Genomic DNA, 22,069 nt, shown 5'->3' on the forward strand with positions numbered 1-22,069 from the left:
GTAAGGCAATGCAATACCAAGGGCTTTATATTCATTATTAAAGGTGAGATTTGAAGTAGAAGTTTTGTCTTATTTTATTTTAAGGCATTAGACTCAAAACATCCTATCCCCTAAGCAATTTCCCCTTATAGATGCTAAATCTGATAGGTACTTTAGAATTAAAAGGGTTTTCTGTACGGTGTTTGTTTACAAATGCTTGAGTCATGAAACTCTTTTAATTCACCCATTTTAATAATCATATATCATAATTAGTCTTCTTATATGTGCGATTCACTCAGGACAGCACTATCAACATCAATACATTCCAAAGTCTACTGCATAAATTTATTACGCCCATACCATACCTTTCTCAACTCCTTACTATTTTATCTCATCATACATTCAACAGTAATTTTAATAGCTTCTGTCACTGCCTATGAAGGAAACAAGACCTTACTAGATCACTCGTCCTCAAAAGGGGCAATTGTATCTTTCACTCGTTCATTAGCGCTCAACCTAATAGAAAAAGGAATACGTGTCAATGCGGTTGCTCCAGGGCCAATATGGACACCACTTATCCCTGCATCTTATGGTAAAAAAAAGGTCTCTTCTTTTGGTTCTAACACTCCAATGAAAAGACTGGGGCAACCTTTTGAAATCGCTCCTACGTATGTGTATTTAGCTTTAGAAGACTCGAATTACGTTACTGGACAAGTTTTGCATGTTAATGGTGGAATTATGGTGAGCTCTTAAATAAACTAAGAATAATAGTCCAGATTTAAACCTCCTAGTCTACGCCCATGCTGGGCGCACTAGAAAAAATGCTCCACCATTAGTGGAGCATTTTTAATCGATTTTTTCCTTCTTCTAAATATTTCAAATCTGTACCCGGTGCATACTCTAGTATAAAATCACACTCGTCTTTATGAAGTTTTTTCATAGCTTCAAAAACTTCATCCCAAGCTATGTTTCCTGTTCCAATGGGTAAATGTTGGTCTATTTGTCCATTGTTGTCGTGAATATGAAGCCCACAAAGGCGAGGGGCTACTTTTTCTATTACGCTCTTTAAATCCCACTTATTGATATGAGCGTGGCCTAGGTCGATTAAATAACTTACTACTGGATCTACCTCATCGAGTGCGTGGGTAAATTCCTCTTGTGTATATAAAGATTGACCGTGATAGCCTACATTTTCAAAGGCTAGTTTGACTTTATGTTCTTTTGCAAACTCTGCAAGACTACAGACTGCATCATAGGCTCTTTTTTGTGCCGTTTCCTTTGAAAAACAAGGTGAACCTAAAAATCCTGGATGCACTACTACGTGAGAGGCCTTAATTTGTGCTGCAAACTGTATGGTATCCACATGAATCTTATAGGCTATTCCTCTTAGCTCTTTTATTTGGGCTGTGAGGTTAGTATCCCATGCAGGCGGGTGAATAGAAAAATGACAACCAGTATCTCTTAGTTTTTTAATCAGTTCTTGCTTCTTGCCTCTATATCTATCCCAGCTTGCTCCATCCATCATGAGTTCAATGCTCTGGTGGCCGCCTTTGCTTAATTTTATTACATTTTCATAGACGTCGTCGTTTAGAAAAATAAGCTCTGAATAACTAATCATTTCTATCCTTCTCTCTAGGTGATGAACTTTGGATAAAGCTCCCGCTTTAAACCATAATTATTTTGTTCATATCAAACGTAATTTCAATCTCTTCTTTTTCTTTTAGTGCTATTGTATTTGGTACTTCGAAAAATATGTTTTGATTACCAAGGCTTGCTTCAATCTGATAAAATCCACCCATAAATACGAGTTGTTCAATAGTGACCTTTACTTTGAAATCATCTTTTTTACCTTTAGTGACGAGATGAATGTCTTCAGGTCGGATGAACACATTTATTTCACTGCCATCTTTCATGGTTTCAATTCCTGTATAAGGGATCTTTATAAAGCCTAAATCTACGCTGTCCTTCTCTTTTTCACTTTTGATGGTGCCTTTTAAGGCATTGATCTTTCCAATAAATTGTGCTGTATAAGCGGACTTTGGCGATAGATAGATGTTTTCCGGCGTGTCAATCTGCTCAATGACTCCTTTATTGACAATAGCGATTCTGTCCGCTATAGCCATAGCTTCTCTTTGGTCATGGGTAACATATATAGTTGTAATGCCGAGTTTTCGAAGCATCTTGCCTAATTCGATTCGCAGTCGTTCCTTTAATTTAGCGTCTAGTGCAGTCAGTGGTTCATCCATAAGCAAGACTTTTGGCTTTATAGCCAGCACTCTAGCTATCGCTACTCGTTGTTGTTGACCACCAGACAAATGCATAGGCTTTTTATCTAGAAGCTCCTGTAGATTCATCATATGAACTAATTCTTTCACTCGATTGTTGATTATTTCTTTGCTTAATTTTTGCAATTTTAAACCAAATGATATGTTTTCTCTTACCGTCATCGTTGGAAACAAGGCATAATTTTGAAACACAAAGCCAATATTTCGCTTTTCTACAGGGACCCCTGTAATTTCTTGATTGTAAAAGTAGATTTCACCGCTTGTCTTTTCCTCTAATCCTGCAATCGTTCGAAGAAGGGTACTCTTTCCACAGCCAGAAGATCCTAGCAAAACCAAAATTTCTCCTTCATTGATTTCAAGATTAATATCGTTTAATGTCTTGGTGCCATCATGGTACATTTTATTGATATGGCGTATGGAAATATGTGTTTTGTCTTTCATCTTAGTACCTTCCTTATTTTACTTTCGATTTATTTAGTCGGTTTAATATATAACTCAAAGGGATTGCTAGAGCTAAAAACAATGTAGTAAACGCACTTCCCACTTCAATACGCAGTGAGGCGTAAGACTCATACATCCCCACTGGAAAAGTCATTAAAGAAGGGGTGTATAGGAAAAAGGTAATATTAAATTCACCTAGTGACGTCATAAACACATTAATTGCACCTGAAAATACAGATACGCGAATTGCAGGGAAAATCACCGTAAAAAATCGTCTAAATGGTCCTGCACCTAAAGCCTGAGCGCACTCATCAATAGAGCGCAAATCTGTAGAACGAATAGCTCCAGTTACTGCTCGAAACATAAGGGGAAAGGTAAAGATTACATGACCGATTAAAATAAGTACACCAGAGCTTCGCATAACTGGAAAGGATTGCGCTAGGGCCAAACCAATAGCGATGCCTGGTACAGCAGCAGGTAGTGTTAATAATTCCTCTACTACTTTCATCCACTTAGAATGGCTAAACCTCGACATTGCTATACTATAAGCTGCCATACTTCCAATAAATACATTAATGAGAACTGTTAGAAAAGTGATAAGTAATGTGAGTCCAATAGTATGACCGTAATATTGAAACACGTATTTATACCAGTCTAACGTCACTCCACTGCCAAACATGCTCTCGCCCCAATATTTAGAAAAGGAGCCAAGAATGGTAAAGACAATAGGTAAAGTTAAGAAAAGGGTGGTTAGTAGAATTAGTGCGTATACAATAAACTTTAATAGTTTTCCCGTCAAATTATAGGTTTCCATCCTTTCACCCCTTCTCCATTAGTGACCTTGAAAATAAATTGAGCACAAGGCTTACAACAGCTACTACAATAGCCATGGTACTGGCAATCTCAATATTAAAGTAATTCGTATATTCTGTGTACATGAGAATTGGTAAAATCTCAAACTGATTGGCTAATGTAAATGCTGTTCCAAATGCACTCATAGAAGTGGAAAATGCAATAGAAGCTGCAGATACAAATACAGGAGCTAGCGTAGGTATTACGACTTTAAATATAGCCTGTTGTTCATTGGCCCCAACGGTTCGAGCAGCCTCTTCAAGGCGAGGATCAAACTCCACTACAGCACCATAAAGAATCATAACGGTCTTAGGAATGGAAAAGTAGAGATAAGCAAAAAAGATTCCAGTAATAGTGTAGGCGATTGCGCCTAGTGCCTCACCTGTAATCATTTTTGTAAACATAGGTATTACCCCTGTAGTACCAAAGAGGATTATAATCATAAAACCTACAACAACTCCAGGTAAAGATACCGGAAATGTAATTAAAGTAATAAACAAATTCTTTCCCTTAAAATCCGTTCTAGCCAAGAAAAATGCAATGATTGCCCCAATAAGAATAGAAGTAACGGTAACAATAGTTGACAGCATTAAACTATTGATCATAGCCTGAAAATAGCGTTTATTTGTGACAATCAATATATAATTTTCAGGAGTAAACCCTCCTTCTCCACTAAAGCTTTTTAAGGCCAATAAAATAAGTGGGAAGAAAAAGAACAGGGTAAAGAGGATCATTGTCGGCAAAACAAATGAAACTTTTGTGAATTTACCTTTCATATTCGTACCTTTCTAATTTGCCAGATACGAACCTCATAAAGAAAGATTTGTATCCGGCAATTAATATATTTACTGACCTAGTATTTCACTTGTCCATCGCGCATTAAAGGATTCTTGCACCTGTGACATCTTTTCCCAATCTACATCTACAGCTCTTTCGTAGTCTGAATCTGGTAAGAACTTGTCCTTTACTTCATCACTCATAGCAGAAGCGTTCATTGGTCGAACAAAACCTTTTGAGAATAACTCTTGTCCTTCATCTGAGAATAAGTAATCAATAAGTTCCTTGCCGTTTTCTTGATTTGGTGCATCTTTAACTAAACCAACTATGTACGGGATTTTTACTGTTCCCTCTTGTGGGATGACTACTTCAATAGGTCCATTTTGATTGTATTTAAGACCATAGCCATTAAAATCAGCATCAATTAAGATTGGAATTTCACCTTTCATTAATTTTGCAGTAGAAGTTTGCATAGGGTAAACTACTTCATTTTTGTTTAACTCTTTAAAATACTCAATAGTAGTGTCAAAATTATCAAGTGATCCACCTAGCGCTTCATTTACAGCTATTGTTGCGCTATAACCTACTGCAGCAGATGTAGGGTCAAGCATTCCGATTTTTCCTTTGTACATTGGATCTAATAAATCTTCCCAACTCTTTGGCACTGGTAAATCTCCTAGAGCTTCTGTATTTGCTAAAATGGCAATAGATCCATAATGAACTGTAGAGTATAGACCCTCTTCATCTTTTAAAGAAGAATCAATTTGGTCAAAGTATGGGTGTTTGTAAGATTCTAATACACCTGCTTCTTCTGCTTTGCTTCCAAAAGCAATTCCCAAATAGACCATATCTGCTAGAGGGCTATCCTTTTCAGCGATTAAAGCTGTTAAGGATTGTCCACTATTTTTATTGTCATTTGGAGCTGTGATTCCTGTTTCTTTATTAAACTCAGTGAGGACATTTCCCCAGTTTACCCAGTCTTGTGGAGTATTGTATGTAATAACCTCTTTGCCACTTGAACTACACCCCACTAAAATAGACATAACACATACTAATACGGCTGCTGCTTTAATCCATTTCTTTTTACTCAACATTTACACACCTTTCGATATTAATTATTTATATTAATTCGCATTAATATATTAATTATCAGTAAGTATCTACGGCAAATTTTACTGATCACAAAACCAATGTCATTTATCTCTTTCAATTGTTTTCTGTAACTATAAATATAAAGCATAGGCATTATCGTTTCATTAAGGATACATTAATATTTGATTAATCGATGTATTAATAATTAATACATATAACAAATACTTATTAATAATTTAATAGGAATTTAACGCACCCCAGGGGTTCTATTGTTATAATAACTATTATAGAATTTAGATTAGATTAAGAGGGATATTATGACGAATAAAAAAGCAACTACTGATGATATTGCGAAATCAGCAGGCGTATCACAATCTACAGTATCTATGGTGCTTAACGGAAATACAGGTGCAAAATTTTCTGATGAAACAGTAGAGAAAGTTTTTAAAGCAGCTAAACAATTAAACTACAAACCGTCCAAAAAGAGAGCACTAACTCAGAGTAAACCAAATAATTGCATTGCTCTCGTGTGCCCTACTCTTGACAATCCATACTATTCATCTCTCATTCAGACTCTAGAAAATGAGATCACTAGCAGAGAATATACTACCATAATTTTCAATACATTGAGAGACCCTAAAAAGGAAGAGAACTTTTTAAATTTATTTCGCCAATTCCCACTAAGCGGGATTATTTTTACTACCATGCCCTTTCATAAAGAGCAGGTAGAAATCATGTCACTAAACATTCCCATTGTCATTATGAGCGATAAAAGCGAATATATGGAATCCGATACCATTGAAATTAACAGTAAAGAAGAAGGAATCCTTGTAGCAGAGCACCTTATTGAACTTGGGCATAAAAACATCGCCTACATAACTACGCCTCTAGGCACTTGTAGTACTCAAAGAAGAAGAAGATTAGAAGGGGTACAAAAGACTGTAGATAATTTTAATGTAAAACTAAACGTATTTGAAAACAAAGAAGAAAATATTGGAAAAAAATACAGACTAAATTCGGAGTACTATACTGGTTTTACTCTAGCTGAAAAGGCAAGAAAAGATCCGACGATTACGGGCTATATTGGAGTAAACGACATGGTAGCATATGGAATTATGGACAATTTGCTCTCTCAAGGAGTCCGAGTATCAGAAGACGTATCTGTTTGTGGCTTTGATAATATTTTTCCTTCGGAATTTAGAAAAATCTCATTGACTACAATAGACTCCTTTTTATTAAAGAAGGGAAGTGACTCTGTAAATTTGCTATTTCGAAAAATCAATCTAGAAAATAAAGAAAAAGAAGTATTTGATATTCACCGCATTCAGTACAGGCCAAAGCTGATTGTTCGAAGTTCTACTGGACCTTGCGGTCAGTTCTAAGTTGTGTGTTGTAAGTTCTACGTTTCAACAATAGTCAAATGGTAGTTAAACTACATGTTTATTCTTTTGTATATTGTAAGCAAAGATCCTTCGCTGCGCTCCAGGATGACTGGGCAGCAGCTAGGGTCAAATATGTGACTTACATCGCAGTGAACAATGAATATAGAGTTATACAAGCTGATTCCCAATCTCTTTTGCTACTACCTTTAGCCTCTTAAGAGTATTAGCATTACCAGTGTCCTTATCATTATTGGGATTAGAAATATCTTCTCCGTCCACATCTACTTTGATCTGATTTAAGGATTGGAGTCCTAAATGTCTTACGTTTATTATTTTTTGATTTACTAGTTTATCTTTACAATGATTTACTGCAAAGTTTGCGTTGTTTCCAAAGGTTATAATGAATTCATAGCACTCTAAATCTTCTGTTAGCCTTCGAAGGTTTTCTGAATCGGTGATTTCTTTTTTGGTAGGTTCACTTCTTCCGTCTTTCGCCTTATAATGAACCTTCATAGATGCATTTGTTATGCGGTAATCATATCGGTCTTCTGAATCAAATAGGTGTTCACAAGAGAAATCTTGACGCAGTATTTGAATAATTTTATTTAAATTCTTTCCTGTTGTTCCACTTACTAATATATTGCTTTTTTCCTCTGCTGCTCCTGGGCAGGAAAAGACAAATGCAATTTTTTTATTATTGCCCTCGTTTCGCTCTAAGTACTCATTCATATGATATTCTCCTATAAGATATTAATGCTTTTCTTTTTTATTCTTTCCAGTGATGATATCTTATATTAATTTACCTTAAAAAAGCTTCTGTGACAATATGAATCACAGAAGCTTTTTATACTATTATTCTATTTTCTAAAACATATTATTTGCGATAGCATATGGTTTATGAACTGCTTCCATTATTTTGCTTGGGTGATCTGCATCACTAATTACATAAACTTCTTCAAAATAATCATACAAATCATCGACTAAGGTATTATTAGATTTCATTCCAGCAGCTACTAATATATTATTATTAACCTCTTCAAAATCTTCAGCTTAGATAGTTTTTCGTTAATGGTGCTATATCTCTTATCTCAGCATTCTCTCTAGTAAACAACTTCACAAACTGCTGTCCCCTGACGCTAAGGATCTCATTTAAAATTTCATTAACATGGTCATCCTCTACAGCATATTTAGTTCATTTCCTCCGTAAAGCACAGTCTTTTAACACCAAGACAAGGTGCGGCACCAGATAGAGTAGTTCCAAAAAAAAGAACTTCTTTTTTAATATTAAGGTAGTCCACAATACTACCATTGCATATGGTACTTCCCGTACAAAGAATCAAATCTGCCCATTCCAATATATCTGGGTAAGCATCGTTTCCATCTTCTACGATGCATCCACATTTTACCTGATTGATATTTAAAGGATTCAAATCAAGAACGCGTACCGTATAACTTTCTACTAAACTTGCCAAAATAGATGGTTGAAACCCTATTAAAACAATCTTCTCTACATCATAATGTGTATTTATGTAGTCTTTCATACTTTGAGCGCATTTTTCAGGTCCATCATTGCGACAATGAATGGTTTTATCTGCCTTACCTAACCGCATTGCTACTGCATTTAATGCCGCAATAAACAAGCTTCGATTATGTTCATTTTCCAACAGGTCACTTTCAAGCAATTCTTTGATATTACCTTTATACTCACATGGAGCTGAAGTAAAAGCTTGGCCAATAGCCCCATCAAATTCTGCCGAAAGCATGACTTCTTCTCCGGTTAGGATAGGATAATCTTTTCGCACTGTAATTCCAATTGCCTCTTCAGGAGTGAGGCCTTTGGCTACGATGTATATAGACTCTTCTTCTAAATCATTTTCTTTTAGCAGTTCATACATATATTCCTTTAATCGATTAAATAGTTCTTTTTTTGTCAACATTCTCACCAATCCCTAAAAATTCATTTACTTCGTTATCTTGCCTGCGTACAAATAGTTCACCTGGAGCTACTACATCCTTGACTTTTCCATGAAGTAAAATTCCTACTCGATCAGCCAATCGAATCGCTTCATGAAAATCATGTGTGATTATAACAATAGTACAATCAAACTCTTCTTTAATCTTTAATATTTGTCCATATATTCTTTCCTTTGTTGCCACGTCTAATGCGCTAAAAGGTTCATCAAGGAGCAGTAGATCAGGCCTTATTGCCATGGTTCTTGCAAGAGCTGTCCTCTGCTTTTCACCACCGCTTAAAGTATCTGGGTACTGCCCTAATAAATGGTTTATCCCAAAAAAACTTGTTATGTCCTTTACTTTCTTTTGTGTTTCACTTTTAGAATAGTGGTGACATTTTAGCCCGTAAGCAATATTCTCTGCTACCGTGAGATGCGGAAAAAGTGCATATTCTTGTAATACAATACCTACTGGAACGTCTGAAAACACTTGTATCGTTCCCTCGTAATGGGTATAAAAACCACCAATCAGCTCCATCAACAACGTTTTACCAGCACCTGTCTTTCCCAAAAAGGCGAATACCTCTCCCCTCTTAATATCTAAATCAATTGGACCCAATTGGAACTCTCCAACCTTCATTCTCACATCTTTAATACTTACTATATCCTCCATCCAGTCAACCTCTTCTTCGCATTGCTGTATCATTTTTCGTTAAATATTTGCTGGTCAGTTGTACCAACAAAGCGATTATTATCAATAAAATAGCTGATGCCATGGCAATTTCATTATTGCCCGTAGATATATTCAAATAAATACTACCAGGTAAGGTTTCCGTCTTCATTCGAGTTACCCCTACCAGCATTAAGGTTGCACCAAATTCACCTAGAGCCCGGGACCAGCATATTAACCCGATCGAAAGCAAAGATCTTCTGGTTATTCCTAAAACTATACTATAAAAAGCATACCAATTGGAAGCACCGAGATTTTTTGCTACAAATTCTAATCTCGGATCAATCTCTCTTACAGTACTGCGTATCATGGAAATTGCAAATGGAAGGTTGACAAAAGTTTGAGCTACCACAATTCCATTTCTGTGAAAAATAACTGGAAACCCCATGCTGCGTAAAGTTTTTCCAAAATCACTGGCAAACAAAGTCAGAAGACATATCCCAATTACCAAATAAGGAAGTGAAAGGGGTATTTCTAAAATAGTACCAAGTAATTTTTTCCCGAAAAACTCCCTTCTTTCTAAAATATAACCTGAAGGAACTGCAAAAAACATAACGATACCTGTGGATACTGTCGCTGTTCCAACGCTCATCTTAATTGAAAACTGTATCTCTTCTGATAGAAATGCCTCTTTGATATAAGGAATGCCTTCGATAAAGATTATAAAAAGACTTAATATGGTAAATACCGTTATCAAAACAAGCATAAATAGAAATACAATTTCCATTTTATTGTTCTTACCCATTATTCAACTATTTCGTATCCAAATTCAATCCAAATATCTTTTACTTCTTGCGTATCTAAATACTCATCAAATGCTTTTTGAGCTTCTTCATCAATAGTTGTACTTAGCAGTGCTGCGGGGATGATCTTAATATATGCTTCCATATCTTTTGAATCAACGATTTCAAGTTTATCCCCTTTCACATTTTCTTTCCAAATTAATGCTACATCTGCTTCGTCTACCTCTAATGCCGTAGCCATTGCTGGCGCTGTAGCTGTATTTGCCATAATATCCACTTTACCTGTAAGATCAAAGTCTTTGATCATTTTATTAGCAATTTTACCGATAGGAGTGGCCTCTGGATCTCCCATAATAAATCGTATACCCTCTTTTGATAAATCTTTTGGTCCAGTTATTCCTTTAGGATTTCCACTTGCAACTGCTAGTACTGGAATATGCTGCACAAGATCTTTAGACGATGATACTAAATCCTGCACTGGTTTCATTTCTTCTTTTGATCCTGCTATAAAAAAGTCACCCTCTTTTCCTGTATTGATCTGTGTTTGAATTTGAGCAGCATTGGCATATGTAACTTGTACTTCGCATCCTGTAGCTTCTTGAAATTGTTGTGCGATTACCCCAAATGGATCTTTCATTCCTGCACCGCAGAAGATCATCACGCTGTGTCCATCAAGATTTGTATTTTCATCTTCTTGATTCTTATCTACTGAGCTTGTAACACTTTCATTATCTTTATCTACTGGTTTTTGCGTTTCGTTATTTGTGCCACAACCTACCAATAACAAAGCTACTAATAACATCATAAATCCATTTCTAAAAATTTTTTTCATAAAGTTTCCTCCTCATATACCTTTTTAAATAGACATTATAAAAAAACACGCACACCGCCTTTGATAACGATTCCAATCTGCTTCAATATCGCATTTTCTTCTATACGTGCCAAGATGAGCTATGCGCCTGATATTTATCAGGCAACATTTTACAACTATATTATAACATTTTTATTTATATTTTGACAAGGTTTAGTTTGTTTTAGTTTGTTCTAACTTGTATAAATTTGTTCAACTTCTGTTTATCTAAGTTCATTGAAAAACAATACATCACCATTACTACTTATTAAGAGATCTATTTTGATCGAAAATTAATACCTTTTGACCTCATTAGAGTGATCTAAATGTAATAACTTGCTTGTATTGTTCTCTACGAAGTTTCTTCCTGACAGGTTGATATTTCTCTGGCAAATCCTCAGTTTTCCTATCATCCAGCATAGCAACCGTTACCTAATTAAATAGAAGAAGGGAACGTATTTCTTAGGTATATAGACGATAATAATAACCAACAAAAGGAATTATAGCGTTGAAGATAAAGAACAGCTTTCCATTCTATTAGAAAAGCCCCACAAAGAGTGGAGCTAGCCAAAGGTATTCTATTTGCTTAATCCTGCATCCCTTACGCTCGGGATGGCCTGTTCTTCCTCAATAACAGCCAAAATCGCCTTATCTCCATAATTACGCTCATAATGTATTATTGCTTATATTTCGTTTATATTATGCTTTGAATAACTACTGAAGATATCTGGATTTACGGAACGGTGAGGGCACCGTTGCCTACATTTTAGATCAGTTTTATAAATTATTCTATAAATAGCGACACAAGTTTTTGTTCTATTACATCCACTAACCCTTTTGTAGTTAATCGAAGTTCTGGAATAACAGGTAAACTTATAAAAGCTAGCGTCATAAAAGGGTCAACTCCTTCTGTAATGCCTAGTTCATAAGCTTTTTTCTTAATTCTGTCCATATCTTCTGCAAGGTCTTCTGCTTTTTTGTCACTCATAAGGCCGGCTATAGGTAAAGGAAGTTTGTCTATAATGACTCCATTGTTGACAATAATGTATCCACCTTTCATCTCTTGAAGGGCATTTGCTGCAAGGGCCATATCCTTTTCATTGGTTCCGATAATGATTAAATTATGAGAATCATGGGATACAGAAGAGGCAATGGCGCCACTTTTAAGACCGTAACCCGAAACATACCCTAGTCCTATACTCCCTGTCCCTTTGTGCCTCTCCACAACAGCTAATTTTAGAATGTCTTTATGAATATTAATTCCGTTATTTTCAGGTTCATATTCTTCTATTTGTTCAGTTGTCGTTATCTGATTATCCACTAGAGAAATCACTCTCATTTGATTCCTTTTGTCTCCTGAAGGTTCTTCAATATAAAAATCAGATTCCTCTAATTTACTTATGTGAAAGGAATGATAAATGGATTTATACTTATCATCTATATTTCTAGGCGCAGATGTATATTCAAGCATATTACCATTTTCAGCCACCAATTTACCCTTCTTATAAACCTTTTTTACGTAAAACTCTTTTAAATCCGATAAGACAACTATATCCGCAATATAATGAGGGGTAATAGCACCACGATTTTTTAAGCCGAAGTATCTTGCCGTCTGATAGGTACTCATTGCAATAGCCTTAATCGGGTCTACTCCAAAAGAAACGGCTTTTCGAATAATAAAGTTAATATGACCTTCCTTTTTAAGGCTTCCTGGATGTCTATCATCTGTGGCAAGAATACATCTTTGGTAATAAGGTTCGGCAAATAATTCTATTAATGATTCTAAATTTTTTGCAGCAGTACCTTCTCGAATCATCACTGTCTGCCCTAATCGAATACGCTCTTTAGCCTCTTGTAAGGTCGTGCATTCGTGATCAGACAAAACACCAGCTGTAACATAGGCGCAAAGGTCCTTACCACTTAATGATGGTCCATGGCCATCGACAATTTTGCCTGAAGCATCTTCTAGCTTTTTTAAAATATCTCTACTCCCTGAAATGGTTCCTTCATAATCCATTAATTCTGCTAAACCGAGTACTCTGGGATTATCATAGTATGGCTTTAATAAGACCTTTTGCAAAGCACTTTACAAACTATAGAATTTGTTTCCATTCTTCTTCTTTAAAACCAACTAAAACAATATCATCACCTACAAGAATAGGCCTTTTAACCAACATTCCATCCGTTGCTAAAAGCTTTACTTGTTCTTCCCCTGTCATTTGTGGTAAGCGGTCTTTTAGGTTGAGGTCTCTATATATTTTTCCACTAGTGTTAAAAAACCTTTTGATTGGGTAACCGCTCTTAGGTATCCATTCTCTTAACTCATCTACTGTTGGATTCTCGTCTTTAATAGGTCTTTCTTCAAATTCGATATGATTTGCTTCTAGCCATTTTTTCGCTTTCGTACATGTACTACATTTTGAATAACATATAAATTGGAATTTCATTTATCTTCTCCTTTCAATATTAGATATGCATTTTATGAATAATTATGGCTTTTTATGTAGAAATCTCGTTATTGCCACAGAAATATTTTGCTTGTCTTAAATGTTAAGCTATCAGTATTTTGCATTCTTTTCGGGTCATTTAGCAACCAGAGGTAGCATTTGCATGCAATAATTTGAATATACACAAAGTATGGATTTACTATAAAGTAAAATAGTCTTTTAGGATAATTTTATCATAGAAGACCATTAAATGAATCTGTTTATAGATGTTTAATACAATTTTATTAGATGAACAAATGTCATTACAATCTAAAAACATTAAATAGACTGTGTTTTTTGAATAGGATGTTCCTCTGCAAATTTTCGCCCATAGGATTCTAGTTCGTCCATAACGATGGAATTATTCCATTCTCTATAGCACACTGCATTAGGAATAGAAGGGTAAAAGCGTCCTGCTGGGCAATAGGTATCGATTGCGCGTCTTACTTCTGCTCTGATTTCTTCTTCTGTTATATTCTCAATATCGATTTTGGGCGCATCTATACCCCCAACCATGGCTAATTTTCCTTCTGTAATTCGTTGAATTTCTACGATGTCATTTTGAGCGATTACACCCTGCCATATATCTACACCAATTTCCACCATATCTTCTACAATAGGTTGGCATATACAATCTGCATGGTGCATATAGATCATTCCACATTCGTGAATGACGTCAGCAATCTCCTTTTGAAGAGGTTTGATGATTTCTCGCCAAACAGAAGGTGGCAAAAATAAATTTTGTTTTGTACCCCAATCATCATGATAGAAAATAATATCTGGATGACATTCTTCGCCAATTTTTTTAATATAAGCTATTTTATGATCTGTAATCACTCTAAGCATAGCCTTCATTTCATCTGGATACTCAAGATAATTTATAAGGGCATTTTCCATTCCCATTAGGAAATGACTTCGCTCAAAGATCCCAACAGGGCAAAAGAAACAGACTAATTTTTTTTCTCTATCAATAGAAGCTGCTTGATCTCTTACTTTTGAATAATCAAACGCATCTATTGAAGGCACGCTAATCTGTTCTTCCCACTTTTCAATATCCTTAATTACAATATTTTCTGGAGTTAAATGAGGATGTGCCCCAGGAGCCCCTGGCAAAAACACTTTTACTGTTCCCCATGAGTCTATGTACTCTTTTCCGTCCTGAGGAATTAAAGCGTCTCTTTCCAAAAGAGGATCTATAATAAATTCGACTGCTGCCATTAAATCCCCATAAAAATCTGGTTGCTCCCCATTGTAAATTGCCATAGCATTTTCTCTTAAATTCATACTGACCTCCTACTATTATTATTTACTCATATAAAATACATTCCATTGCAAATAAATGTCTTTTAAAGATTTGAACCACTATTGTACTATATGTATGATTTATTAAATCCTTAGCTTTATAATTTAATTGTACATAATTTTGCCATATACGTCAATATAATTGTAATTCTTTTAATATTTTTAATCTTATTGAGATTAATAACAAATAGAATAGCAAAACTTTCTTAATACAAAAACGAGGATAGAAAAGAATTCTATCCTCGTAGTAAAATATACTTTAGTATCCTAATTCAATAATATTAGCGATTAACGCTTTACATCTGCCACAATCTTCACCAGTTCCAGCTTCTGTAACTTCTCCAACCTTATCAATTGTATCAGCGCCGTTTTTTACCGCATTGACTACAGCTTCTAAGGAAACTTCCTTACATCCACACACAGAAGATAATACACCTTCTAATTCTGTTTTGCATCCTTCACATTCGCCACAGACGCCTGCTTTTTCTTTTACATCTTCTACTGTTCTTGCGCCTTCGCACATTGCTTTTCTTATTGATGAATAATCAACATTGTTGGCTATACATATCGTTCTATTACCTGCCATTTTATACACTCCTTTACTTATTCTAATGTATTATTATAGGAAAAAATGATCATATAATCAAATATAATCTTTTCATCTTTATTCTACTCTTTGTTTGTAGTCGAAAACTCCTCAGACAAATGCTCTTTGTTTAAACTTGGGAAGGTGAGGTTTTCTCCTTCTTTTCTTACGATATTTTCTCGAATATATAGGAATGTTTTTTCTTCTCCATGGTCTTTGAGCATAGTGAGCAATTTTCTAAGCAACTCACTAGATTCCTCGTGGATTATTAGATGAGCTTTTGTTCTTTCAAAATATGCTAAAGGATCACTATCTTGGTATGTCTCTGTTTTGTAAATTTTATTTGCTGCCACCCGATCACAGAACATCTCTACAACATATTTTGTGGGCATTTTTATTGGTGAATAAGAATGATCTCCTCTTGCATTATAATCTGTCCAATACTCAGGATGATGCTTGTTTCTTCCTTTATGATGGAGCCAAGCTGTGCTGTACCCTTTTTCTTCAATTTCCGCAGCATTAGGACTTCGATACCCTTGAAAATACTTCGCCCCTATGGAAAACTCAGTCCAGGAATATTTTGATAAATCATGAAGAAATCCTTGCTTATACAGTCCAACGCGAAAGCAGTGTTTCATGACGAGCCATTTATGTCGAGTGATTGTACGAAAATGCTGTAACCATTTCATTTAATTTATCTCCATTTTTTAATATAAGTATACTATATACTATGATTGATTTTCCTCTTTTATAGCTTCTTTTATTTCTAGTAAAACGTTCCTTCCAACAATCAATGCTACTACAAAGGAGAGCAAATCTGAAACAGGCTGACTAATTTGTACCCCTACTAGACCAAAGATTCTTGGTAAAATCAATATAGATGGTATAAAAAACAATCCTTGTCTTGATATAGACACAAGGGTTGCCTCTTTGGCCTTGCCGATTGTTTGCACTAGCATATTCGTCATGATAATCCACGCTGATAGTGGCAAAGTTAAACACTGTAACCTAAGAGCTAATGAACCAATAGAAATAACCTCTAAATCCTCTTTTCGAAATACAGTGATAATAGAAGGTGATGTGATCAATCCTATAAGTCCTAGTAAACTCAGTACAGTTATGGACAGCTTTACTGTAAACCAAAAGGCCTTTAATACTCTGTCATAGTGTTTAGCGCCATAGTTAAACCCGCACACAGGTTGAAACCCTTGCCCAAGACCGAGCATAACAGAAATTGCAAAATGGATAACTCGACCCACAATGGTCATAGCAGCTATGGCTGCGTCCCCATAAAAGCCTGCACTAAAGTTTAGGAAAATCATAGCCACACTACCTAAGGCCTGCCTGTAAAAGGATGGCAAGCCGCCACGAAGGATTTCCTTATACATTACCCACTTTGGTGTAAAATCAGAGAATTTGATTTTAATATTTCCACCAATACTTGAATTGTATACGAGGATACAAAAACTGATAAACTGACTTATTACAGTAGCTAATGCTGCACCACCTGTGCCCATGTTAAACTTAAAAATTAATATAGGGTCTAGTATTACATTTATAATACCACCTGTTGTAATGCCAATCATGGAATAAAAAGCGCTTCCTTGAAAACGAAGAGTTCCATTAGTACAAAAGAAGTAATCATAAAAGGCATTCCTAATAAAATGTACTGTATATAATCTTTCGCGTAGGGAGCGATGGTCTCTGTAGCACCAAGCATGTAAACTAAGGGATCTAATAGTAAAATGCCTATTATAGCTAGGATCACTCCTACAATTAATGCAGTAAAAAATCCTGTTGCCAGTACTTTTGAGGAATACTCACGGTCCTTTTGACCTAATAATCTAGATATGTAATTTCCTGAGCCCATACCTAAAGTAAAACCAATTGCCTGAATGATCATCATCAAAGGAAAAGCCACTCCAACTGCGCCTGAGGCACTTGTGCTAATCTGACTGACAAAGAATGTATCGGCCATATTGTATATAGATGATGTCAACATGCTGATTATAGTAGGAACGGCCAAAGATAAAACTAATTTATTAATAGGTGTTTCCGTCATCTTCTTGAATTTTTCATCTGCTGTCATTACTTTTTTCAATTTACTACCACTTTCTAAATGATATTCTTACTTTTCTATTCTATCATATTTTAGTAAATAACCACAAATCAGTAGGACTGTTCAAAATCAAGCTGTAGTCAGGATTTAGTAAACTTCTACCTTTAAATTTAAGTAAACTTTTCCAAACAAGAGTTATAATCGTGCGAATTATAGTGTAATAAAGCGATTATCAAAATTATTACAAGGGGAGTTTTATGTTTCATTTAAAAGGCAATCTACTTATAGATTCTTTATTATTCTTTTAGGTATTATTTCATTATTAAATAGTATTAGATTAGTAGATCATACTTCCTACACTATTTTTACAAACTCTGTAAATTCCTTCAGGGTATATGCTTCATCCTTGGTCATTTTTTGACAGATTTTTATCATTTAGCAAATAATAATAAAAGAATTTTTTTGTAAAACATTCTATTTTTATCCTATTCATATTAAATCTTCTTTTATCTCCTCCTTCAATTTGAGTATTAGATGTTACTATACTAAATATGAAGTCCTTGTCCAATTTAAAGGATTTCATAAATTCTTCCTAGTATCAAACAACAGATGGTTAATCAATTACTAAACGATCTCTTAATCTTTGTCTAATATTGTTACATGTTTGCTTTCTGCTTTTAATATTCGACTATTATTAATTTATTCTACTTGAATAAAATAGTGCTATTAACAATTGAATCCAATCATATTGCTTGTTATATAATTACCATAGCTTGTACTAATCTCTTAATTTGGTATAATTAGAGTATAATTTTATATATTGGTTTATCGACATGGCTAAATGGCTTTACATACAGGAATTTATTATATAATCTATTATTGTCATAACCAAATAATAATTTAGGGATACCATCTTTAGGGGGTAATGTAATCATGAAAGATTTTTTAAGGCGAAGAGGCGTTAAAAAGTACAGGGACCAAGTTATCGAACAAGAAGTATTAGATACCATCCTTGAAAACGCTTTAATCGCTCCTACTTCTACTAGCAGAAAATTATGTGAATTTATTGTAATAACCGACAGGGAAATCTTAAAACAGCTATCTGCATGTAGAGATCAGCGTTCTCAATTCTTAGCAGATGCGCCTGCCGCTATTGTAGTCCTTTCAGAAACAGAAGTATCAGATGTGTGGATTGAAGATTTAACCATCGCAGCTTATACTATTCAATTGACGGCTTACGATGAAGGCCTTGGTACTTGTTGGACTCAAATTCGAAATCGCAAAAGAGGTAATCACGAATCTGCAGAAGATTATATCAAAACGACCCTTAATATACCTGACAATTACGAAGTTGAGTGTATTGTCTCTATAGGGTATAGTGATGAAGAAAAAAAGCCTTATATCAGACTAGATTCCGATTGTGAACGAATACATAATAATATGTATCATGAACATCAGAAATGGCATAATCCCTAATATCTAATAAAACCTTTAGGATACCAATGATAACTATTACATTTGATTTGTTACATTTGAACAAAACTTGATTAATAACAAAAAGAAGAGGTAGATGAACCTCTTCTTTTTGGGTTGGATGGACGTGGTGTGCCCTTTGGGCAATTATAAACTTAGAATTATTTTTAGCCTTTAAAGAAGTATAGTGAAATTTTTCGCTCTGCCATACTAATTCTTATCTTCTATAAAGTCACCTACGATGATTAAAGATTTTACTTAGAACTTAAAGCTCTTAGAAGGCGAGTTCCCCGCTTCTATTAAAGCCTTATTTTTGATCATAAAAATAGTTTGGAAACTTAGTAAAGCACCTGTAATAATTAGGAGCCACCCTATGTCTATAATATCCGCGGCTGGACCGAATAAAAGCATGCCCATAGGCATTACGGAACTAGATATCATTGATAATACACCAAAAACTCTGCCTAAATAATCAGGATCTACCTTTTCTTGCAATAATACTATAGCTGGTGTGTTAAAGATTGGCATTACTACACCTATTAGCATAGTAAATAAAAGATACAGTACAAAATTAGGTGCTATACCTATTAATAATGTAAAAAGTCCTGAAATGAAGCAAGAAAAAACCATAGAGTGTACTCTGTTTTTAAACCCACCCCAGGTGGTCATAAGTATTCCCCCAAGAATCATGCCTATAGAGAAGGCAATTTCAATAGCAGTTAGTCTCCATACATCTTGCCCAAATCGACGTGTTACTTGTAATGGTAGCAAAAAAGCGACTGGTGTTACTAAAAATAGGTATATGGCATCGTAAGTAAAGAAACTTTTTACATATTTATTATGTTGAATATACGTAAATCCCCTGCCCAAATCTTTAAAATAATCTACCTTTGCACCTTTATCTATCTTTTTGTGAGGAGGGACTTTTAAGCACCAAATCAAAATCCCTATGGCGGTGATAGCGGTGATAATGTCTATTAAGAATATGACCTCTATAGTTGCTAATGTCAACAAAACTCCACTTATCACCGGTGAAAGAAGAAAAATTATGGACTGTATGCTTCCATTTATGCCATTCACCCTCATAAGGTGTTCTTCAGGTACTAGCTGTGGAATAAAGGCGTTAACCGCTGGCGTTTGTATTGCTGTTCCTAGTGCCCGTATCCCCAATACCATAAATAATAATCCTAAAGATTCCTTTCCTGAATAAAAGAACAAGGCCATAATAAAAGTAACTCCTGCAATTAATCCATCAGAGATCGCTATTAATTTCTTTCTGTCATATTGATCTGCCCATACTCCTGCAAATGGCGATAAGAAGAATGTAGGCAGAAATCCGCAGATAATCGATATAGTCATCATAACCCCTGACTGAGTATTCAGAGTGATATACCACATAATTGCGTATTGGACTAGAGATGAACCAAAAAGAGAAATAGACTGACTTATTACAAATAAAATAATATTTCTTTTCCAGTTCGTATTCACGTATCTTCCCCCTTATTTTTGCTATGTTTAGCAATTACGTCTATGAATTTTTCAAACATCTTTTCATTATACAATAAATGACTCATTATTTATACAAAATCAAATATTAAGTATATTTCAATATATCTGCCACCATTTACCACTTGAATTACATCATAATTGTAACTATAATGTATACAAGATGTAACAAACAAAAGGAGGAAGTACAAATGAATAAACTTAGAAAAGCTGTTACAATAGGACTGGTATTAGCTACAATGATTCCAAGTAGCGTAGGAGCAGCTACAGTCACAAAGTGCCCAGATAATAATGTCAATAATAGATATTCTTTCAATAATATATTAAAAAGAGAGGATATTCAAAAGTACATAGCGTCTATAATAAATGCAAAAAATGGTTCAAAACAAGATACTGCTCCAAAACAGGATACTGTTGAAGGTCAAAAAGAAGCACCAACTACAAATACAAAGAATACAGAAGACAAGAAAGATGTAACTCCAACAACGCCAAGTAAAACAGAAGAGAAAAAGGATACAAGTCCTACAGCACCAAGTAAAACAGAAGACAAAAAAGATACCACAGAGCAAAATCAAGCACCTAAACAAAATAGTTCACTAAATGCATTTGAACAGGAAGTAATCCATCTTACAAATCAAGAAAGACAAAAAAATGGTTTAGCACCATTTAAAGCGAATATTGAATTATCAAGTGTAGCAAGAGCGAAATCTCAAGACATGATTGACAAAAACTACTTTGACCATCAGTCACCTACATATGGTTCACCATTTGACATGATGAAAAGCTTTGGAATCAGCTATAGAACAGCTGGTGAAAACATAGCAAAAGGTCAAAAAACAGCGCAACAAGTAGTAAATGGTTGGATGAATTCTGAAGGGCATAGAAAAAACATCTTAAACCCTAATTTTACCGAAATAGGTGTTGGTTACGCTGTAAGCCCTAGTGGAACAGCTCACTGGACACAAATGTTTATAGGATAATAATAGTCACTAGCTTTAGGGGCTTTCTTTGGGATCAATTTGCAACACTAAGTAAATAATGATTGCTTGAATAGAAAATAGAATTTTCTAAGTATAGTATAGTATAAAAGGCCTCCTAAATTCAGGAGGCTTTTTATAGCTAAAGTATATGATTTTTTTATCTTAACTTACAATCTTATAATATGTTCTTGCTGTTAGGAAATAAACAGCTATATAAAATACTACAAAAACAAGTATCGTTATAGCTATACAAATAGCAAATAAAGATATATTGGTTAAATTAAAGATAGAGAGCAATTCAGTAATAACATTAAAAGCAAAAGCAATATGAATGATTGCTGTAACTAATGGTAAGAAAAAAACAGTTATTACCTGGGAATGAATGGATTGTTTTATTTCCTTGTGGCTTAAACCTACCTTTTTCATAATTTCATATCTTTCCTTATCATCAAAACCTTCGGCCACCTGCTTATAGTATATTATTAGAACTGTAGCCATAATAAACAATAAACCTATAAATAAACCCAAGAAAAACAGTCCACCATATACTGTGTAAAAACTAGATCTGTTGATTTCTGCACCTTCTACACTTAT

Annotated in this window: 24 protein-coding genes; 4 read left to right on the top strand and 20 right to left on the bottom strand. The window is 34.7% G+C overall.

From position 1 onward, the window contains the following. Positions 1-261 precede the first annotated feature (261 nt). Positions 262-732, top strand: a complete 471-nt coding sequence (locus Q7P22_RS03595; RefSeq protein ID WP_303860726.1) for an SDR family oxidoreductase — start codon at positions 262-264, stop codon at positions 730-732. A 79-nt stretch (positions 733-811) separates the two neighbouring features. On the opposite strand, the gene Q7P22_RS03600 is transcribed toward Q7P22_RS03595, so the two are convergent. The 5 genes from Q7P22_RS03600 to Q7P22_RS03620 form a co-directional block, all read right to left on the bottom strand. Further along, positions 812-1,597 carry a sugar phosphate isomerase/epimerase gene (locus tag Q7P22_RS03600; RefSeq protein WP_303860729.1) on the bottom strand — a complete coding sequence of 262 codons (786 nt, stop codon included), beginning with the start codon at positions 1,595-1,597 and terminating at the stop codon, positions 812-814. Positions 1,598-1,643: 46 nt separating this feature from the next. Next, positions 1,644-2,705 (bottom strand): ABC transporter ATP-binding protein, encoded by a 1,062-nt coding sequence (locus tag Q7P22_RS03605; RefSeq protein WP_303860731.1) that lies wholly within the window; start codon positions 2,703-2,705, stop codon positions 1,644-1,646. A gap of 13 nt (positions 2,706-2,718) precedes the next feature. Continuing rightward, positions 2,719-3,519, bottom strand: a complete 801-nt coding sequence (locus Q7P22_RS03610; RefSeq protein WP_303860733.1) for an ABC transporter permease — start codon at positions 3,517-3,519, stop codon at positions 2,719-2,721. 4 nt (positions 3,520-3,523) lie between these two features. Beyond that, complete coding sequence (locus Q7P22_RS03615; protein WP_303860736.1) at positions 3,524-4,333, bottom strand: ABC transporter permease; 810 nt, start codon at positions 4,331-4,333, stop codon at positions 3,524-3,526. Between the two features lie 69 nt (positions 4,334-4,402). Next, complete coding sequence (locus Q7P22_RS03620) at positions 4,403-5,425, bottom strand: extracellular solute-binding protein (protein ID WP_303860738.1); 1,023 nt, start codon at positions 5,423-5,425, stop codon at positions 4,403-4,405. A gap of 318 nt (positions 5,426-5,743) precedes the next feature. Here Q7P22_RS03620 and Q7P22_RS03625 point away from each other — a divergent pair, with 318 nt between their 5' ends. Then, positions 5,744-6,808: a LacI family DNA-binding transcriptional regulator gene (locus tag Q7P22_RS03625; RefSeq protein ID WP_303860741.1), complete on the top strand. Its 1,065-nt coding sequence runs from the start codon at positions 5,744-5,746 to the stop codon at positions 6,806-6,808. 168 nt (positions 6,809-6,976) lie between these two features. On the opposite strand, the gene Q7P22_RS03630 is transcribed toward Q7P22_RS03625, so the two are convergent. The 13 genes from Q7P22_RS03630 to Q7P22_RS14930 form a co-directional block, all read right to left on the bottom strand. Next, positions 6,977-7,537: a hypothetical protein gene (locus Q7P22_RS03630; protein ID WP_303860744.1), complete on the bottom strand. Its 561-nt coding sequence runs from the start codon at positions 7,535-7,537 to the stop codon at positions 6,977-6,979. 135 nt (positions 7,538-7,672) lie between these two features. Next, positions 7,673-7,810, bottom strand: a complete 138-nt coding sequence (locus tag Q7P22_RS03635; RefSeq protein ID WP_303860747.1) for a hypothetical protein — start codon at positions 7,808-7,810, stop codon at positions 7,673-7,675. Between the two features lie 185 nt (positions 7,811-7,995). After that, complete coding sequence (locus tag Q7P22_RS03640) at positions 7,996-8,745, bottom strand: Rossmann-like domain-containing protein (protein WP_303860749.1); 750 nt, start codon at positions 8,743-8,745, stop codon at positions 7,996-7,998. Further along, a complete protein-coding gene (locus Q7P22_RS03645; RefSeq protein ID WP_303860753.1) occupies positions 8,720-9,433 on the bottom strand; it encodes an ATP-binding cassette domain-containing protein in 714 nt (237 codons plus the stop codon). The genes Q7P22_RS03640 and Q7P22_RS03645 overlap by 26 nt, the downstream gene beginning before the upstream one ends. 4 nt (positions 9,434-9,437) lie before the next feature. After that, positions 9,438-10,217 (bottom strand): ABC transporter permease, encoded by a 780-nt coding sequence (locus Q7P22_RS03650; protein WP_303860756.1) that lies wholly within the window; start codon positions 10,215-10,217, stop codon positions 9,438-9,440. Between the two features lie 17 nt (positions 10,218-10,234). Continuing rightward, positions 10,235-11,065: a molybdate ABC transporter substrate-binding protein gene (modA, locus tag Q7P22_RS03655; RefSeq protein WP_303860759.1), complete on the bottom strand. Its 831-nt coding sequence runs from the start codon at positions 11,063-11,065 to the stop codon at positions 10,235-10,237. 802 nt (positions 11,066-11,867) lie between these two features. Then, complete coding sequence (locus Q7P22_RS03660; protein WP_303860762.1) at positions 11,868-13,163, bottom strand: adenine deaminase; 1,296 nt, start codon at positions 13,161-13,163, stop codon at positions 11,868-11,870. A gap of 13 nt (positions 13,164-13,176) precedes the next feature. Beyond that, positions 13,177-13,530, bottom strand: coding sequence for an arsenate reductase family protein (locus Q7P22_RS03665; protein WP_113921491.1), 354 nt, complete (start codon positions 13,528-13,530; stop codon positions 13,177-13,179). Between the two features lie 318 nt (positions 13,531-13,848). Further along, entirely contained in the window at positions 13,849-14,853 is a 1,005-nt protein-coding gene (locus Q7P22_RS03670; protein ID WP_113921490.1) for a uroporphyrinogen decarboxylase family protein, read from the bottom strand. A gap of 277 nt (positions 14,854-15,130) precedes the next feature. Next, on the bottom strand, positions 15,131-15,457 hold the full coding sequence (locus Q7P22_RS03675; protein ID WP_113921489.1) for a (2Fe-2S)-binding protein: 327 nt from the start codon (positions 15,455-15,457) through the stop codon (positions 15,131-15,133). Between the two features lie 83 nt (positions 15,458-15,540). Next, a complete protein-coding gene (locus tag Q7P22_RS03680; RefSeq protein ID WP_242981767.1) occupies positions 15,541-16,146 on the bottom strand; it encodes a DUF5662 family protein in 606 nt (201 codons plus the stop codon). A 39-nt stretch (positions 16,147-16,185) separates the two neighbouring features. Then, complete coding sequence (locus Q7P22_RS14925) at positions 16,186-17,043, bottom strand: MATE family efflux transporter (protein ID WP_369695489.1); 858 nt, start codon at positions 17,041-17,043, stop codon at positions 16,186-16,188. Beyond that, entirely contained in the window at positions 17,040-17,558 is a 519-nt protein-coding gene (locus tag Q7P22_RS14930) for an MATE family efflux transporter (RefSeq protein WP_369695490.1), read from the bottom strand. Before Q7P22_RS14930 ends, Q7P22_RS14925 begins: the two co-directional genes overlap by 4 nt. A gap of 891 nt (positions 17,559-18,449) precedes the next feature. Between Q7P22_RS14930 and Q7P22_RS03690 the strand changes: the two genes are divergently transcribed. Then, positions 18,450-18,992 carry a nitroreductase family protein gene (locus Q7P22_RS03690; RefSeq protein ID WP_303860771.1) on the top strand — a complete coding sequence of 181 codons (543 nt, stop codon included), beginning with the start codon at positions 18,450-18,452 and terminating at the stop codon, positions 18,990-18,992. 255 nt (positions 18,993-19,247) lie between these two features. Here Q7P22_RS03690 and Q7P22_RS03695 read toward each other — a convergent pair whose 3' ends face one another. Next, positions 19,248-20,477 (bottom strand): MFS transporter, encoded by a 1,230-nt coding sequence (locus Q7P22_RS03695; protein WP_303860775.1) that lies wholly within the window; start codon positions 20,475-20,477, stop codon positions 19,248-19,250. A 209-nt stretch (positions 20,478-20,686) separates the two neighbouring features. Here Q7P22_RS03695 and Q7P22_RS03700 point away from each other — a divergent pair, with 209 nt between their 5' ends. Continuing rightward, complete coding sequence (locus tag Q7P22_RS03700; protein ID WP_303860778.1) at positions 20,687-21,475, top strand: CAP domain-containing protein; 789 nt, start codon at positions 20,687-20,689, stop codon at positions 21,473-21,475. A gap of 162 nt (positions 21,476-21,637) precedes the next feature. Here the strand turns inward: Q7P22_RS03700 and Q7P22_RS03705 are convergent. Further along, positions 21,638-22,069: FtsX-like permease family protein (locus Q7P22_RS03705; protein WP_369695491.1), on the bottom strand; the 432-nt coding region annotated here is incomplete at its 5' end.

This window comes from Alkalibaculum bacchi (assembly GCF_937875145.1).
GTDB classification, from domain to species: Bacteria; Bacillota; Clostridia; order Eubacteriales; family Alkalibacteraceae; genus Alkalibaculum; species Alkalibaculum bacchi_A.

Bases quoted from the DNA above. Each gene is read 5' to 3' on its own strand.
- Q7P22_RS03595 (WP_303860726.1), top strand. From the start codon at position 262: ATGTGCGATTCACTCAGGACAGCACTATCAACATCAATACATTCCAAA.
- Q7P22_RS03600 (WP_303860729.1), bottom strand. From the start codon at position 1,597: ATGATTAGTTATTCAGAGCTTATTTTTCTAAACGACGACGTCTATGAA.
- Q7P22_RS03605 (WP_303860731.1), bottom strand. From the start codon at position 2,705: ATGAAAGACAAAACACATATTTCCATACGCCATATCAATAAAATGTAC.
- Q7P22_RS03610 (WP_303860733.1), bottom strand. From the start codon at position 3,519: ATGGAAACCTATAATTTGACGGGAAAACTATTAAAGTTTATTGTATAC.
- Q7P22_RS03615 (WP_303860736.1), bottom strand. From the start codon at position 4,333: ATGAAAGGTAAATTCACAAAAGTTTCATTTGTTTTGCCGACAATGATC.
- Q7P22_RS03625 (WP_303860741.1), top strand. From the start codon at position 5,744: ATGACGAATAAAAAAGCAACTACTGATGATATTGCGAAATCAGCAGGC.
- Q7P22_RS03630 (WP_303860744.1), bottom strand. From the start codon at position 7,537: ATGAATGAGTACTTAGAGCGAAACGAGGGCAATAATAAAAAAATTGCA.
- Q7P22_RS03635 (WP_303860747.1), bottom strand. From the start codon at position 7,810: ATGAAATCTAATAATACCTTAGTCGATGATTTGTATGATTATTTTGAA.
- Q7P22_RS03640 (WP_303860749.1), bottom strand. From the start codon at position 8,745: ATGTTGACAAAAAAAGAACTATTTAATCGATTAAAGGAATATATGTAT.
- Q7P22_RS03645 (WP_303860753.1), bottom strand. From the start codon at position 9,433: ATGGAGGATATAGTAAGTATTAAAGATGTGAGAATGAAGGTTGGAGAG.
- Q7P22_RS03650 (WP_303860756.1), bottom strand. From the start codon at position 10,217: ATGGAAATTGTATTTCTATTTATGCTTGTTTTGATAACGGTATTTACC.
- modA (WP_303860759.1), bottom strand. From the start codon at position 11,065: ATGAAAAAAATTTTTAGAAATGGATTTATGATGTTATTAGTAGCTTTG.
- Q7P22_RS03665 (WP_113921491.1), bottom strand. From the start codon at position 13,530: ATGAAATTCCAATTTATATGTTATTCAAAATGTAGTACATGTACGAAA.
- Q7P22_RS03670 (WP_113921490.1), bottom strand. From the start codon at position 14,853: ATGAATTTAAGAGAAAATGCTATGGCAATTTACAATGGGGAGCAACCA.
- Q7P22_RS03675 (WP_113921489.1), bottom strand. From the start codon at position 15,457: ATGGCAGGTAATAGAACGATATGTATAGCCAACAATGTTGATTATTCA.
- Q7P22_RS03680 (WP_242981767.1), bottom strand. From the start codon at position 16,146: ATGAAATGGTTACAGCATTTTCGTACAATCACTCGACATAAATGGCTC.
- Q7P22_RS14925 (WP_369695489.1), bottom strand. From the start codon at position 17,043: ATGATTGGCATTACAACAGGTGGTATTATAAATGTAATACTAGACCCT.
- Q7P22_RS03690 (WP_303860771.1), top strand. From the start codon at position 18,450: ATGAAAGATTTTTTAAGGCGAAGAGGCGTTAAAAAGTACAGGGACCAA.
- Q7P22_RS03700 (WP_303860778.1), top strand. From the start codon at position 20,687: ATGAATAAACTTAGAAAAGCTGTTACAATAGGACTGGTATTAGCTACA.